At 68.0% G+C, this 15317-nt stretch carries 13 protein-coding genes; 8 read left to right on the top strand and 5 right to left on the bottom strand.

What is annotated here, in order from left to right; genetic code table 11:
- Nucleotides 1-32 precede the first annotated feature (32 nt).
- Nucleotides 33-1841, bottom strand: a complete 1809-nt coding sequence (aspS, locus tag ACFVJ3_RS14250; RefSeq protein ID WP_378452634.1) for an aspartate--tRNA ligase — start codon at nucleotides 1839-1841, stop codon at nucleotides 33-35.
- 143 nt (nucleotides 1842-1984) lie between these two features.
- Between aspS and ACFVJ3_RS14245 the strand changes: the two genes are divergently transcribed.
- The 3 genes from ACFVJ3_RS14245 to ACFVJ3_RS14235 all read left to right on the top strand — a co-directional run bounded on the left by ACFVJ3_RS14245 (nucleotide 1985) and on the right by ACFVJ3_RS14235 (nucleotide 4322).
- A complete protein-coding gene (locus ACFVJ3_RS14245) occupies nucleotides 1985-2911 on the top strand; it encodes a neutral zinc metallopeptidase (protein ID WP_378452633.1) in 927 nt (308 codons plus the stop codon).
- 65 nt (nucleotides 2912-2976) lie between these two features.
- Entirely contained in the window at nucleotides 2977-3603 is a 627-nt protein-coding gene (locus ACFVJ3_RS14240; protein ID WP_378452632.1) for an ArsR/SmtB family transcription factor, read from the top strand.
- A 2-nt stretch (nucleotides 3604-3605) separates the two neighbouring features.
- Nucleotides 3606-4322: an SRPBCC domain-containing protein gene (locus ACFVJ3_RS14235; protein WP_378452631.1), complete on the top strand. Its 717-nt coding sequence runs from the start codon at nucleotides 3606-3608 to the stop codon at nucleotides 4320-4322.
- 17 nt (nucleotides 4323-4339) lie between these two features.
- Here the strand turns inward: ACFVJ3_RS14235 and ACFVJ3_RS14230 are convergent, their stop codons facing one another.
- Nucleotides 4340-4510 carry a hypothetical protein gene (locus ACFVJ3_RS14230; protein ID WP_378452630.1) on the bottom strand — a complete coding sequence of 57 codons (171 nt, stop codon included), beginning with the start codon at nucleotides 4508-4510 and terminating at the stop codon, nucleotides 4340-4342.
- On the opposite strand from ACFVJ3_RS14230, the gene ACFVJ3_RS14225 reads away from it, so the two are divergent.
- On the top strand, nucleotides 4509-4931 hold the full coding sequence (locus ACFVJ3_RS14225; protein WP_378452629.1) for a PPOX class F420-dependent oxidoreductase: 423 nt from the start codon (nucleotides 4509-4511) through the stop codon (nucleotides 4929-4931). The two genes, ACFVJ3_RS14230 and ACFVJ3_RS14225, sit on opposite strands and share 2 nt — an antisense overlap.
- Here ACFVJ3_RS14225 and ACFVJ3_RS14220 read toward each other — a convergent pair.
- A complete protein-coding gene (locus tag ACFVJ3_RS14220; protein ID WP_378452628.1) occupies nucleotides 4918-5961 on the bottom strand; it encodes an Rv2578c family radical SAM protein in 1044 nt (347 codons plus the stop codon). The two genes, ACFVJ3_RS14225 and ACFVJ3_RS14220, sit on opposite strands and share 14 nt — an antisense overlap.
- Before the next feature lie 108 nt (nucleotides 5962-6069).
- Between ACFVJ3_RS14220 and ACFVJ3_RS14215 the strand changes: the two genes are divergently transcribed.
- Nucleotides 6070-6468: a RidA family protein gene (locus ACFVJ3_RS14215; protein ID WP_378452627.1), complete on the top strand. Its 399-nt coding sequence runs from the start codon at nucleotides 6070-6072 to the stop codon at nucleotides 6466-6468.
- A gap of 982 nt (nucleotides 6469-7450) precedes the next feature.
- Nucleotides 7451-7945, top strand: coding sequence for an SRPBCC family protein (locus ACFVJ3_RS14210; RefSeq protein ID WP_378452626.1), 495 nt, complete (start codon nucleotides 7451-7453; stop codon nucleotides 7943-7945).
- Nucleotides 7946-8229: 284 nt separating this feature from the next.
- On the opposite strand, the gene ACFVJ3_RS14205 is transcribed toward ACFVJ3_RS14210, so the two are convergent.
- Entirely contained in the window at nucleotides 8230-8487 is a 258-nt protein-coding gene (locus ACFVJ3_RS14205; RefSeq protein ID WP_378452625.1) for a hypothetical protein, read from the bottom strand.
- Nucleotides 8488-8843: 356 nt separating this feature from the next.
- Between ACFVJ3_RS14205 and ACFVJ3_RS14200 the strand changes: the two genes are divergently transcribed.
- Nucleotides 8844-11090 (top strand): EAL domain-containing protein, encoded by a 2247-nt coding sequence (locus ACFVJ3_RS14200; protein WP_378452624.1) that lies wholly within the window; start codon nucleotides 8844-8846, stop codon nucleotides 11088-11090.
- A 200-nt stretch (nucleotides 11091-11290) separates the two neighbouring features.
- Here ACFVJ3_RS14200 and ACFVJ3_RS14195 read toward each other — a convergent pair whose 3' ends face one another.
- Nucleotides 11291-12688, bottom strand: a complete 1398-nt coding sequence (locus tag ACFVJ3_RS14195) for an NAD-dependent malic enzyme (protein WP_378452623.1) — start codon at nucleotides 12686-12688, stop codon at nucleotides 11291-11293.
- Between the two features lie 983 nt (nucleotides 12689-13671).
- On the opposite strand from ACFVJ3_RS14195, the gene ACFVJ3_RS14190 reads away from it, so the two are divergent.
- The gene (locus ACFVJ3_RS14190; RefSeq protein ID WP_378452622.1) at nucleotides 13672-14865 is read left to right on the top strand and encodes a hypothetical protein; all 1194 of its coding nucleotides are present in this window, start codon (nucleotides 13672-13674) and stop codon (nucleotides 14863-14865) included.
- The last annotated feature ends 452 nt before the right edge of the window (nucleotides 14866-15317 follow it).

Genomic DNA, 15317 nt, shown 5'->3' with positions numbered 1-15317 from the left:
GTCCCGCCGGCAGATCGCGCCGGGAGACCCGCCTACTTGCCTGTGGGTGCGTCGGGCTCGGCCGCCGCGGCGTCGCCCTTCGGCTCCGGCTTGGCGTCCACCCCGGACTCCTTGCGCTGCTGCGCGGTGATCGGAGCCGGAGCACTCGTCAGCGGATCGACGCCGCCGCCCGACTTCGGGAACGCGATGACCTCACGGATCGAATCGACACCGGCCAGCAGGGCGGTGATGCGGTCCCAGCCGAACGCGATGCCGCCGTGCGGCGGGGCGCCGAACGCGAACGCGTCGAGCAGAAAGCCGAACTTCTCCTCGGCCTCCTCGTGGGAGATGCCCATCACCTTGAACACTCGCTCCTGAATGTCCTTGCGGTGGATGCGGATACTGCCGCCACCGATCTCGTTGCCGTTGCAGACGATGTCGTAGGCGTACGCGAGCGCGGAACCCGGATCGGTGTCGAACGTGTCGATCGACTCCGGCTTGGGCGAGGTGAACGCGTGGTGCACCGCCGTCCAGGCGCTGTAGCCGAGCGCGACGTCGCCGCTCGCGGTGGCGTCCGCCGTCGGCTCGAACAGCGGTGCGTCGACGACCCACACGAACGCCCACGCGTCCGGGTCGATGAGGTTCTGCTTGCGGGCAATCTCGCCACGCGCGGCACCGAGCAGCGCACGGGACGACTTGGTGGTGCCTGCCGCGAAGAAGATGCAGTCGCCAGGCTTCGCACCAACGTGCGCGGCGAGGCCCTGACGCTCGGCGTCGGTGAGATTCTTCGCCACCGGTCCGCCGAGCGTGCCGTCCTCGCCGACGAGCACGTAGGCCAGGCCCTTCGCCCCGCGCTGCTTGGCCCATTCCTGCCAGGCGTCGAGCTGCTTACGCGGCTGGCTCGCACCGCCGGGCATGACCACCGCGCCGACGTATTCCTGCTGGAAGACCCGGAACGTGGTGTCCTTGAAGAACTCGGCGCACTCGACCAGTTCGACACCGAAACGCAGGTCCGGCTTGTCGGAACCGTAGCGACGCATCGCCTCCGCATACGTCATCCGCGCGATCGGCGTCTTGATCTCGTGCCCGACCAGCTTCCACAGCGACGACAGCACCTCCTCGGCGAGGAGGATGACGTCGTCCTGGTTGACGAAGCTCATCTCGATGTCGAGCTGAGTGAACTCGGGCTGACGGTCCGCGCGGAAGTCCTCGTCGCGGTAGCAGCGCGCGATCTGGTAATAGCGTTCGATACCACCGACCATGAGCAGCTGCTTGAACAGCTGCGGGCTCTGCGGCAACGCGTAGAAGCTGCCCGGCTGTAGTCGCGCGGGAACCAGGAAGTCGCGGGCGCCCTCCGGCGTCGATCGCGTCAACGTGGGCGTCTCGACCTCGACGAACTCGTGGTGCGCGAGCACGGCGCGGGCCGCGGCGTTGACCTTGGACCGCAGCCGGATGGCATGACCGGGGCCCTCACGGCGCAGGTCCAGGTAGCGGTACTTCAGGCGCGCTTCCTCACCGGCCTGGTCGTCCAGCTGGAACGGCAGCGGCGCGCTCTCGTTGAGGACCTCGAGGCCGGTGACGTTGACCTCGATGGCCCCGGTGGGGATCTCGAAGTTCTGGTTGCCCTCGGGACGCACCTCGACCACACCGGTCACCTTGACGCAGTACTCCGCGCGCAGACGGTGAGCCTGCTCGGCGGCGGCGCCCTCCCGGAACACCACCTGGGACACACCCGACGCGTCACGTAGATCGATGAAGATCACCCCGCCGTGATCACGACGCCTGGCAACCCAACCGGTGAGGGTTACGGTCTGCTGGGCCTGCTCGGCTCGCAATGAACCGGCGAGATGTGTGCGCAGCACGGGATTCCTTTCGAAACATGGGGCAAGCTACTTCGTTGGCTGAGATCCTACGGAGACACCGTGCGTGAGCGGAAACGCATACCCGCTTCCCGTGCGAGGCTCGATCGGCACGCACCGGAAAAGTGAAGAGAAAGCGATGACACATGACCTTCAACGAGGGCGCCCGAATGGACTCCGGCCGGGTGTCGGTCGGGGGCGGGGGCGGCGGTGGTCTCGGCGGCAAGTTCGCGATGGGCGGCGGCGCCGGCGGTCTGATCGTGCTGGTTCTCGCACTGCTCCTCGGCGGCGATCCCGGCTCGCTGCTCGGCGGCCTCAGCGGCACCACCGATTCCGCCGGCCAGAATTCCGGCGCCGGCCTCGCGGGATGCGAAACCGGCGCGGATGCCAACCGCGACGTGAACTGCCGGGTGGTGTTCACCGCAGGCAGTCTCGACTCCGTGTGGGAACAGGAGCTCGCGAAACAGACCGGCACCGCGTACGTGCCGCCGGAGGTGGTGCTGTTCTCCGGTTCCGTCAACACCGGTTGCGGAAACGCCACCAGCGAGGTCGGACCGTTCTACTGTCCGGCGGATTCGACGGCGTACTTCGACACCAGCTTCTTCCAGCTCCTCGTCGACCGCTTCGGGTCCAGCGGCGGACCGCTGGCACAGGAGTACGTCGTGGCGCACGAGTTCGGCCACCACATCCAGAACCAGCTCGGCGACATCGGGCGGGCGCAGGCCGACCCGCGGGGCGCCGACTCGGCTGCCGTGCGAACCGAGTTGCAGGCCGACTGCTACGCGGGCGTGTGGGCCCACTACGCCGACACCCTTCCAGGCCCCGACGGCGGGCCGCCGTTCCTGAACACCCTCACCGACACCGATATCGACGACGCCCTCTCCGCTGCCTCGTCGGTCGGCGACGACCGGATCCAGCAGTCCGCGGGCGCTCGGGTGAATCCGGAGGGCTGGACGCACGGCTCTTCGGAGCAGCGCCAGAAGTGGTTCGCCACCGGTTACCGGACGGGTCAGGTCCGGGCCTGCGACACCTATTCGGCGCGCGATCTGAACAACCCGCCCGCGCTGCGCTGACCACTCGACCCACCGACAATATTTTTTGTCTTGACAGAAGTTTCTGTCGGTGCGAGGGTTGACGCATGTTGGACGTAGCAGTGATCGATCAAGCGGCCGCCGCCGAGATCTCCCTGGACCCCATCCGGGCGCGGTTGCTGGCGGCGCTGGCCGAACCCGGCTCGGCGAGTTCGATCGCCGCGACGGTCGGATTGACGCGACAGAAGGCCAACTACCACCTGCGGGCACTCGAGGAGCATGGCCTCGTCGAGCTCGTCGAGGAACGCAGGAAGGGCAACGTCACCGAGCGGGTCTTCCAGGCCACCGCGGCGTCGTACGTCATCTCCCCCGCCGCGTTCGCCGCCCTCGCACCCGATCCCGACCGGTCACCGGACCAACTGTCGGCCCGCTGGCTGGTGGCACTCGCCGCGCGACTGGTGCGTGAGGTCGGCGAACTGATCGCCGGCGCCACCACAGCGCGTCAGCCGCTGGCCACCTACGCGATCGACAGCGAGATCCGGTTCGCGTCCGCGGCCGACCGGTCCGCGTTCGCCGACGAACTCGGCGAGTCCGTGAAGAACCTGGTGGCCCGATACCACGACGAGAACACCCCGAACGGGCGCAGGCACCGCCTCGTCGTCGCACTGCACCCCAGCCTGAAAACACCGTCCGAGCAAGCGAAGTCACCCGACAACCGTCACGAGGAGAGCTAGCCATGTCCAAGAACTTCGAGATTCGCCGCGAGGTCGTCCTGAACGCCACCCCGGAAGACGTGTTCGCCGCCGTCACCAGCGGCACCGGCGGGTGGATGTTCCCCTCCGAACTCGATCCCGGCGTCGGCAGCGAGGGACCGGACGACCCCGCCGTCGTCGCGTGGGAGCCGCCGCAGAAGTTCGCCGTGCGCCAGGAAGGTCCCGACGGCTGGTTCAACGCCCTCGAATACCTCATCGAGGCCCGCGACGGCGGCACCGCGGCGCTGCGCTACGTCCACAGCGGCATCTTCACCGACGACTGGGACGCGCAGTACGACGGCGCCGACAAGCACACCACGTTCTACCTCCACAGCCTCGGCCAGTACGTCCAGTACTTCCCCGGCGGCGTGGCCACCTACATCACGACGGGCGGCCCGGAGGCCTCCGCCGGTCCCGACGCGATGGCCACGCTCCGCGGCGCGCTCGGCCTGACCGACGCCTCCGCCGCCGGCGACACCGTGTCCGTCGACATCCCCGGTTTCGGCACCGTCGACGGTGTCGTCGACTACCTGACGCCGCACTTCATCGGCATCCGGACCGCCGACGCGCTGTACCGGTTTTACGGCCGCAACGCGTTCGGCGGAACGGTCGACGCGGCGCACCACCTGTTCGCCGCCGGCGCCGACCAGGAGAAGTCGCAGGACGCGTGGAAGTCCTGGCTGGACAACGTCTTCGCCTGAACCCGCCGAACCGCCGCTCAGGACGCCGCGGACTCGCCGGGGTTCAGACCGTGCCCGATCGTGTCGGTGGGGGTCAGCGTCGCCGTATCCGCCCCGGCCGCGGCCGGGGCACCGAAGAGTGCCGCAGCGGCACGCGAACGGACAGTCGACGCAGTGCTCTCGCTCGACATCGAAGAGGAGATTTCCATGTCGTTCACGGACGAAGAGATCGCCTACCTGCGGTCACAGCCGATCGCTCGCGTCGCCACCGTGGGCGCAGATGGGCAACCCGACGTGGTTCCGCTCGCGTTCGAGTTCGACGGAACGGACTTCTGGGTGGGAGGTTCCGGACCGTCCGTCGCCGGTACCCGCAAGTTCCGGAACATCCGGGCCGGCAACGACAAGGTATCGCTGGTCGTCGACGACCTGGTGTCGTTCGAACCGTTCGTCGCGCGATCCATCCGGATCTACGGCACGGCCGATCAGCCGGTGGAACGGGACGGAATGGTCGGCCCCGGCCTCTATGTGCGCATCGCACCGACCATTTCATGGAGCTGGAACATGGCGGGAGAACCCGCCGGCGCCGAATGGTACGAGCCGAGGCGGACCGTTCACGTCAGAACAGGGTGAGCGCCGGTCCGGGACGACCGACTCCGACCAGTTCACCGCGATCGGACTCGACGGTCTCGGCGTGCCCGGCCTCCCGATGGTTCGCCCCGCCGCCCAGACCGTACCGGTCGACGAGAGGGTCGACTCGCTGCTTCAGCCACGACTTGTATTCGGGCGGAACGTAGGCCGCCCGCCCGTACAACTGCCGGTACTGACGGACGAGCGCCGGATGCTCCGTCGACAGCCAGTTCATGAACCAGCCCTTGGTGCTGCCGCGCAGGTGCATCGGGAAGACGGTCACACCCGAGGCGCCGGCGTCGGCGATCGCCTCGAGCAGGCCGTCGAGATGCCGCACCGAATCGGTCAGGAACGGGATGACGGGGGCCACCATCACATTGCAGGGCAGGCCGGCGTCGGTGATCGCCCGGATCAGATCGAGGCGCGCCTTCGGCGTGGGTGTGCCCGGCTCGATCGACTTCTGCAGGTCGGGATCGTGGATCGCCAGCGACACTCCGATGCTCACCGGCACCTGTTGGGCGGCGAGCGTCAGCAGTGGGAGGTCGCGCCGCAGCAACGTCCCCTTGGTCAGAATCGAGAACGGGGTGACGGATTCGGCCAGCGCGCGGATGATTCCGGGCATGAGACGGTACCGGCCCTCCGCCCGCTGATACGGGTCGGTGTTGGTACCGAGCGCCACGTGCTCACGCTTCCACGACTTCCGCCCCAACTCCCTGCGCAGCACCGCCGCGACATTGGTCTTCACGACGATCTGACTGTCGAAATCGCGGCCCGCGTCGAGGTCGAGGTATTCGTGGGTGGGCCGTGCGAAACAGTAGCGACACGAGTGCGAGCATCCGCGAAAAGCATTGACGGTGAACCGGAAAGGCAGTTGAGATTCCTCGGGCATCTTGTTCAGCGCGCTCTTGCAGAGCACCTCGTGGAAGGTGATGCCGTCGAACTCGGGTGTCTGCACGCTGCGCACGAGCCCGGCGCGTTCCAGCCCCGGCAGTGCACCGTCGTCGGCGTCGACCGCTTGCCCATCCCACCTCATGAGTACATGCGAACATTTGTTCTAACCGGTGTCAAGACTTCGACCCGCGAGGACACGCGACCGTCGAGGACTACCGCGCTGGTGAACGCCCGATCGAGGCTTGCGACAATGTCGCTCATGTCGAACAGAAACAACGTCTCGTCCGGTTCCGAGTGGGAAGCCAAGATCGGCTATTCCCGGGCCGTGCGCATCGGTCAGCTCGTGTCCGTGTCGGGCACCACAGCGGCGGGTCCCGACGGCCCCGTCGGTGGAAACAATCTCGGAGAACAGACCCGGGAGGCACTGCGGCGAATCGAGGCGGCACTCACGGAGGCCGGCGCGAGCACGACCGACGTCATCCGCACCCGCATGTACCTCACCGACATGAGCCGGTGGGAAGAGGCCGGCATCGCGCACGGCGAGGTCTTCGGTGAAATCCGTCCCGCCACCACGATCCTCGAGGTCAGCGCGTTGATCGCCCCCGGCCTGCTCATCGAGATCGAGGCCGACGCCGTCATCGCCGACTGATCGAATCGGGGAGGCGGGCACCTCACTCTCGAGAGCACAGTCCGCCTCCCCGCATACCGGCGCCACGCCGAAAAGTGCGTCTCTCCTGCCGGATTCACGACGCATGCAAGCGTCATCAGAGCGGCCGGCCGCGGAACGCCGCGCCAAGGTCGGGAGCTGTGGGGCCGCCGAGCGATAGTGGTGCCCGATCAGGGTGGTGCCGACGTCGATGAGGCGTGGGTCTGGCCGAAGCACAACGCCGTGCGAATCATGGTGCCGCCAGGTGGCGGGGAGACGGATCCACGGCAGCACCCCCGCCCGCCCGCTCGAGGTCTTCGACGAGTGCGAGGCGCCGGTGCTGCTTCCCGCCCCGCCGGTCTAAGACGTGCCGACCTTTGGGGCAGGTCACACTGCACCGCGACTTTCATGCCGAGGTGAACAAAGCGCTGCATTCGCTTCCCCAGCAAGTGGATCGGATCCATCCTCGCTGCCCGGGCCGACAGTGCGCTGCTGAAGGACGGAAGTACGCGTCGGTATTAGCGCACCCGACACCCGGTTGTGCGGACGTTGGCGGCCGGCAGCATCAGGTCCGGTTCCCATTTTGGTCGCCGCGAGCTGCACCCGTCGACCGGGGCGACTCTGACGAATTAGAAAACTGCGAGTCCTTTATTGCGCCTATAACATACCTTGGGTATGTTTGATGTTGACAAGTTTGCCTCACGGTGCGGAGCGGGGTCGGGCCGGCTCGGACCATGGGTCGGCCGATGATGCGCGAACACGGGAACGGTGCCGCCCGGAGCGCCCCCAACGACGGGGAAGCGGGCGGGCCCACACTATGTGGCGAACTGTCGCTGACGTTGGATGTGCCGATCCGGTTGGCCACACTCCCTATGGTGCTGCGCCGGGACGAGGCGTTTCAGGAGATGGCCGAATGATCGAACAGTCGATCCGCGGGTCGTGTCGCGATCCCGGTTTCGGTGCAACAACACCGAAAGGCGAACAAATGATGCACACTCACCACAGCGCGGTCGCCACCGTGCCGATCGACGTCGCGTTCGACTTCATCGGCGACTACCGCAACGTCCCCACCTGGGTGTTCGGCATCTCGCGATTCGATCCCACGGGCACCCTCGACCACGGCCTCGGCGCCACCTTCGACGCCGCCATGCAGGTCGGCTTCAAAACCCTCCACTCAATCCTCACGATCACCGCCTGGGAAAGAAACCGACTGATCGCCCTCGACTCGATCGACGGCTTCAAGAACACATCGATCTGGTGCTTCACCGCGACCGGCATCCGCGAGACCCAACTGAGCGTGGACTTCAGCTACGAACTCCCCAGCGGACTGACCGGAAAAGCTCTCGGCCGACTCCTCGAACCCTTCGCCGCCCAAGCCATCGGCCACACCGAATCGAACCTGCGGCGCCGGATCGAGGACTTCAATGCCGACATCCGCACGACCCACCCCTGGGACCCGGGAAACGCCGCGGCCGGATGAACCACCGCCGACCCAATTCAGAGCGCACCAACCCCGCGACCTTGATCAACTGCGGCCCCATCGTGGACAACCCGCCCAGACATTGCCACACGACGCGCCGGCGCAGCCCTGACCGCGCTGGCCACCCTCGCCGCCGTCGCCGCGGCGAGCGTGATGATCTAGCCCCAGCTCCACCGGCAATCCGTCGAAGAAAGAACATCCACCCATGAGCACACCGGCCACAGTGGTCACCCACGCACCCCGCACCACACCGACACACGCCACCACCTCGCCCGCCGGGTCGATCAGCACCGAGGAATCAAGACCCGGATCGCGGCCATGTTCGCCGACGACCCGCCACCGTCCCGGGCCACCACGGGCTGACACCGCGCACTCCGGCAATCCCGGGACTGCCGGTCGTGTTCGACGACGCAGCACCGGTGCGCCGCGGGTACCAGACGCTCCTGGCCGGCTGCGACCACGCTGCCGCATCCCCGCTCGATGATTACATCGCCGTCCACGCGGGCGTCGACGACTACCGCAACCCCGGCGGTCCGGGACACGATCGCCGACCCTCGCCGCCACACCCGAACCGACGCCGAGGTGGTGCTGGAACGGCACCGGGCCCGGTTCCGGGAACGACGGTATCGGCCGCCACCGGCGTGAAACCGAGGTCCGCAACGGTAGCGGTATGGCCCCGATCCCGGACCTCGTCCCCGGGTGGCGTCGAGCGTCCGGGGAACGGGCGCTCTCCGGACGGGGTGAGGTGCTCGGCGTGGTCGCGCGTCGGCGCTGTCGGTACCCGGTGATTATCGGTTGTAGGCCCCGCTGACCCGCTCGATGCCGGGGTGTCGTCGAGGGAGTATCCATCGGGCCGGGAGTACGATCCGGTAGGCACCAGAGCGCGGGAGGGTGCACGGTGACGTACGAGGCGGCGGACCCCGACCTGTGGCGGTCGGTGCTCAACCAGGCCCCCGACCTGGTGTTCCTATCCGATTTCGTCACCGGCCGCATCCTGTATCTCAACCCGGCGGGAATCCGGCTGGTGGGCTTGCGCGACGACGCGGACGCCCAGGCCCGGACCACCGCCGAATTCCTCACCGACGCCGGACTGGCCCAGACACCCGCAGTGGAGGCGGCCCTGACCCACCAGGGGCACTGGCAGGGGATCAGCGAGCTGCGGCACTTCGGCACCGGTGAGCCGATCCCGGTATCCGTCTCTGCATTCGCGGTGCGTCACGGGGAGGCCCGCCCGGCTGTGATCGCCGCGATTATGCGCGACCGCCGCAGCCGCCGCACACAGGATCGCCGATTCCGGAAGGCACTCGAGTCGACCGCGCACCGGGCCCGCGAACAACACGCCCTGGCCGAGCTCGGCCAGCTCGCCGTCGACGCCGACCTCGACACCCTGCTGCCCGCCGCCGTAGGGGCGGCCGCCACCCTGATCGGGGTGCAGTGCGCCTCGATCTCCCGGATCACCGACACCGACGCGCTCGAAGTCCTCGCCTACCGCGGGCAACCCCCCCAACCGCGGTCCTTCGCCGCCGGGGCGGCATCGCAGCCGGGGTACGCCCTGGCCACCGGCGAGGTGGTCGTCTGCCCGAACCGGGAGCAGGAAACCCGGTTCGCCACCACCACGATGGCCGGGCGCGGGCTGCGCAGCGGCATCAGTGTGCCGATCGGCGACGGAACCCTCTGGGGGGTGCTCACCGTACACAGCGCCCGCCCCCGCGACTACACCGACCGCGATGTCGCGTTTCTGCGGGCGGTCGCCGCCGTGCTGTCCGCCGCGATCGGCCGGATCGACGCCGAAACCCGGGTGCGGCAGCAGAGCCTGCACGACCCGCTCACCGGATTGCCGAACCGCACCGCTGCATACCGGCGGATCACCGCCGCCCTCGACACCGCCCACCAGGACCACACCCTCCTCGCGCTGCTGCTGGTCGATCTCGACGACTTCAAGATCGTCAACGACAGCCTCGGGCACGCCCACGGCGACGCGGCCCTGATCCGGCTGGCGGGGCGGCTGGCCGGGGCGGTCCGCCCGGCCGACACCGTCGCCCGCCTCGGCGGCGACGAATTCGTCATCGTCTGCGAGGACATCGGAACCGAGGACGCGGCGACCTCGCTGGCCGCCCGGATCACCGCTTTGCTGCGCACCCCGGACCCGACCGCGGGCCCCCCGATGCCGCTGCGCGCCAGCATCGGCATCGCCGTCTCCGACCACACCGCCACCCCCACCGCCGACGAGCTGATCCGGCGGGCCGACCTGGCGATGTACCGAGCCAAGAGCGCCGGGTCCGGCAGCCACGCGCTCTACCACCCGGGCGACGGCGACAGCTACGACGCCGACCGGGTGCTGCGGTTGTCCACCGACCTGCGCACCGCACTCGACCGCGACCAGCTCACCCTGCTCTACCAGCCGATCTTCGACCTGAGGAGCGGCGCCGCCGTCGCCGCCGAGGCCCTGCCCCGGTGGGCGCACCCGGCCCTCGGGGACATCAGCGCCACCGAGTTCGTCGCCGTCGCCGAACGCACCGGCCTGATCGGCGCCCTCGGCTCCTGGGCGCTGCGCACCGCCTGCCGGCGGGCTGCCGCCTGGCAGGCGCCCACTGGGATCGACGTCCACGTCCACGTCAATGTCAGCACCGTGCAACTGCGCGATCCCCGGTTCGCCGAGCAGATCGCCGACATCCTCGCCGACACCGGGCTGCCCGCGCGCCGACTCGGCCTCGAGATCAGCGAAACCGCGTCCGCGGCGGTCACCGTCCGCGCCGTCCGCACCCTGACCGCGCTGCACGAGATGGGGGTGGTGCTGCTGCTCGATCACCTCGGCACCGGACACGGCCCACTCGGGTACCTGACCCGGTACCCGATGTTCGACGGCTTCAAGATCGCCCGCGCGCACATCGCCGCCCTCCCCGGCCCGCGGCCCGAGGCCGTGGTCACCGCCCTCCTCACCATCGCCCGCGCCTACGGCGCCACCGTCATCGGCGACGGCGTGGACAACCAGTCCCAACTCGACACCCTCCGTGCCCGCGGCTGCGACCAGGCGCAGGGCTCCTACCTCGCCCCACCCGCCCCCGCCGGCACCGTCGCCGGGCTGCTGCGGCAGCACCCTCCGGGCACCCTGGGACCGGGGTCGGCTCGCCCACAAGTCGATTGAGCCGATGCGGTCAACGCTGCCCGCGTCGACGCAACCTCAGTGACAGCCAGTCGGAGTCCGGCGCCCGGGCGTGCAGCGCAAGCAGGCGACCCCGACGGCGACGGCCAGCGACGGCTGGTGCAAGGCCAGAGGAGGGGCCTCGGGACACCTCGCCCGCTGCGGTGATCGCCCGGCCGCACGCACGACGAAGATTGAGTGGCTCACTTCTCGGGCTGTGGCCCCCGCTCGGCCACCTCACGGACCGCCGCCGCAACCGCCGGTGCAACGGCGGCGTCGAACACGCTCGGCACGATGTAGGTGGCATTGAGCTCGGACGGCGACACCCTGTCGGCGATCGCGCGGGCCGCGGCGATCAGCATCTCGTCGGTGATGTCGACCGCGTGCGCGTCGAGCAGACCTCGAAACACCCCGGGGAAAGCGAGGACGTTGTTGATCTGGTTGGGAAAGTCCGACCGGCCGGTGGCCACCACGGTGGCATGTTCTCCGGCGGCGACCGGGTCGACCTCCGGGACCGGATTGGCGAGCGCGAACACGATCGACTCGTCGGCCATCGCCGCGATGTCATCGCCCGTGAGAATGTTCGGCGCCGAGACACCGATGAACACGTCCGCCCCCACCAGCGCGTCCCGCAGCGAGCCCGTCCGAGCCTCCGGATTGGTATTCTCGGCGATCCAGGTACGAAACTCGTCGGCCGTGTCGTCGGGGGACAAGATCCCCCGCCGCCCGCAGCCGATGATGTTCGTGCCGCCCTGGGCGACGAGCAACCGGATGATGGCGTGCCCCGCCGCGCCGACACCCGAGACCACGATCCGAGCCCGGTCGAGTGACTTGCCGACCACACGCAGCGCGTTGGTCAGAGCGGCCAAGACCACGATCGCGGTGCCGTGCTGGTCGTCGTGGAACACCGGAATGTCGAGGATACCGCGCAGCCGGGCCTCGATCTCGAAACACCTTGGGGCGGAAATGTCTTCGAGATTGATGCCGCCGTACACCGGCGCCAGGGCACGAACGATCTCGACGATGGCATCCGGGTCCTGGGTGTCAAGGCAGACGGGCCATGCGTCGACGCCGGCGAACCGTTTGAACAGTGCCGCCTTGCCCTCCATCACCGGGATCGACGCCGCCGCACCGATGTTGCCCAAGCCCAGCACCGCGGACCCGTCGGTGACCACGGCGACGGTGTTGCGTTTGATCGTGAGGCGGCGCACGTCCTCGGGGTGTTCGGCGATCGCGGTACACACCCGGGCGACGCCGGGGGTGTAGGCGCGGGAGAGGTCGTCGCGGTGTTTGAGCGGAACCGTGGGAACCACCTCGAGCTTGCCGCCCAGATGCAGCAGGAAGGTGCGATCGCTGACCTTGCCAACGATCACCCCCGGAACCTCAGCGATCGCGGTAGAGATCTGGTCGGCGTGCGCGACGTCCGAGGCGTCGCAGGTCAGGTCGATGACCATATGGTCGGGATGGCTCTCGACCACATCGAGCGCCGTCATGGCACCCTTCACCGATGCGATCGCGGCCGCCAACGTCGATGTGGTGCCGGCGCCGACCGGTGCATGGACGCGGACGGTGATCGAATAGCCGGGGCTGGGACTGGACATTTGAAGCTCCTGGATACTGGATGATGACCGGCGGGGTTCCGGGCGGGTCATCGGGTGCCCGATCGGTACGCACGCACCGGGTGCCTCCGCCTGCAACACCTTCAGTCTGCGCGGCCGGCGCCGATCCGGACAAGAGGACAACCATCCGGCCCCGCTCGGCGGCGATCGTTCCTCGGCGCGCACGCACCGGCATATGACCACCGCACAAGCACCGATCTGCATCCACCAACCTCGCGAGTTCGGCTCATGGATCCGGGAGGACGCGATGCGCCGCGTCTCCGGGACGCGGAGCACGATGCAAGACATACACACGCCGACCAGGAGGCAGGGGCGAACACACCGCGAACACCGACGCCGCGGCAACGTCCTCGACACTGCCCGCCGAGTATGTGAGCGGGTGCGCACGTACAACGGCGCACCTGCGCGTACCGACATCATCACGGGGCAGATCCCGGTGAAATCGCAGATACGCTCTCCGCCTCGTCGAGGATCAACGGCTCCCCCGCTCATGACGCACCCTCGCGATGGCGGCGATAACGGCGCAGGTGTCCGTACGGGCTAAGGCTGACCACAAGCGCTGCTCCCACATGACCATCCACGGATGGGTATTCGACTCCGACGGCTAACCGATCACACCGAGCATCCTCACGTTCGCACACGCGCCAAAGCTGCCCGACCCCGGTCGGGCGAACAGGTGTCCTTACGGGAAAACCTCGCAACACCGGATATCGAGGGCTTTCCGACCAGGGGCTACGGCGTCGTAGCGCCGCTAGCGGATCGGCGGACTGGACGACCCGGACTGCGCGACCCAACGGGCTCTTTTCCGGTCGAGTCCATGGCCGAGGGGCAGATGCGCATTTGACTGCGGCGTTGTTCGTTGCGGAGGTGCATCACGCCCACTCCCTCGACGCCCAAAAAGAGCGAACCAACTTGGTCCTCGAATGCTCAGCACTCATGCCCTGATCAGGGTTAACGTCGTGCACATGTCCACCGTGATCACCGCCCCGCTCGAAGCGCTCAAACGCATGATCCCCACCGCAGAGCCGCGACACATGGCGGCGACCAGCGGCGCCCCCCTGACGATTCCGGTACCCGACCCTGTGGATCTCGGCGCACCGATCGCCACCCTCGAGCGCATCCACGCCACCCAGGGCGGACCGGGAGCGGCATTGCGAATCGCGCGGCAAGCCGCCGCCGATTTCAAGCGTGAGTTCGCCGCGACCGGTACGCCCTCACACGTCTCCACACACGACCTGATTACGTTGCCATATCCGACGAAGTTCGGGTTGTGGCGCGCGCCGTCTTCACCGGCACCGTTCCTGTTCATAACCAACCGGATGATGATCGTTCGCTGGAACGACAGCGACGGGACCCAGAAGACACTCGTGTGGGAGCCCAGCGATTTCGAGTTGGACGCCAACACACCGTATTTTGCCGCACTCCGCGACCAGACACCGGCGCCGGTGCTCGCCAGAATGCTGACCGAGCACGGCACCGTTCCCGCGAACCTCGCCAGACTGGGCATCGATCCGGCCGAGGTGGACTACCTGGCCTTCGACCACCTGCACACCCAAGACGTGCGCAGATTGCTCGGCACCACCAAGCCCCAGTCCGACATATCCCCCGACACCCCGGTACAGGGTTGGTTCCCCAACGCCACGCTGGTGGTCCAGCGCGACGAGCTGGAAGCGATGAAGGACCTGCATCCGTTGCAGCGGCCTTGGTACCAGCCCGAGACCTTCACCGATCTCGACCCCCACCGCATCTTGCCCATCGATGGTGACCGACTGCTCGGGCCCGGCGTCGCCATCATCCGCACTCCCGGCCACGCCACCGGTAACCAAACCTTGTTACTCAACACCGACACCGGCGTGTGGGGAATGTCGGAGAACGTGCTCGCCGCCGAGCTGCTGACCCCCGAGCACAGCAAGTTGCCAGGCATTTCCGGGTGGGCTTCGCGGTGGGGCCAAGAACTCATCATCAACGCCAACACCATCGAGTCCACCGCACAGCAATACACCTTCTGCGTCGTCGAAAAGACCCTCGTCGACCGATCACAGCAGGACAGCCGCTTCGTGCAGTTCTTCCCCACCAGCGAACTGACCGCCAGCCCCTTCGCGCCGGGCACCCACCCGACATTCGTCCACGGAAGCCTGGAGCACGGGACGGCGGCGTGAGGCCAGTCTTGATCATCGGAGCTGCGGGTCCATCGGCCACCGAAGTGCCCAGGCCCGGGAGCTACCGCAACACGGCAGATCTTTGAGGCGACAAGCTTTACAGAAGCCGGTTCCGGAAGCGGATCGATCTATGGCGACAGCGCGCGGACCGGTGCATTCGCACTCCACGCCCTACGGTCTTGCGTCGCGTTCGTTTGGTGGGCAGGTCGTGCGACAAGTCCTTGTAGGTCTTCAGGGTTCCGCTCGCGAGAAGCCTGGCGGATGCTGGACCGGCGTCGGAATTGGGAATGGCGTCGACATGCTGTCGTCGCGCGTGCCGTCGCCGAAACACCCAGGCGGCGATCTTCATGTCACGCGCGGATCGTTCGATCGCGAACAATTTCAATAGTGTTGACTACTGCGGTGGGGCCGAAGGCCGCCTCCCGCACCGCGGTTGAGGCTTCCGGGACGTT

The organism is Rhodococcus sp. NPDC127593 (assembly GCF_042671975.1).
Taxonomy (GTDB): domain Bacteria; phylum Actinomycetota; class Actinomycetes; order Mycobacteriales; family Mycobacteriaceae; genus Rhodococcus_F.
The sequence above is the reverse complement of the archived record's forward strand: the minus strand, read 5'-3'. Positions and strand labels throughout refer to the sequence as shown.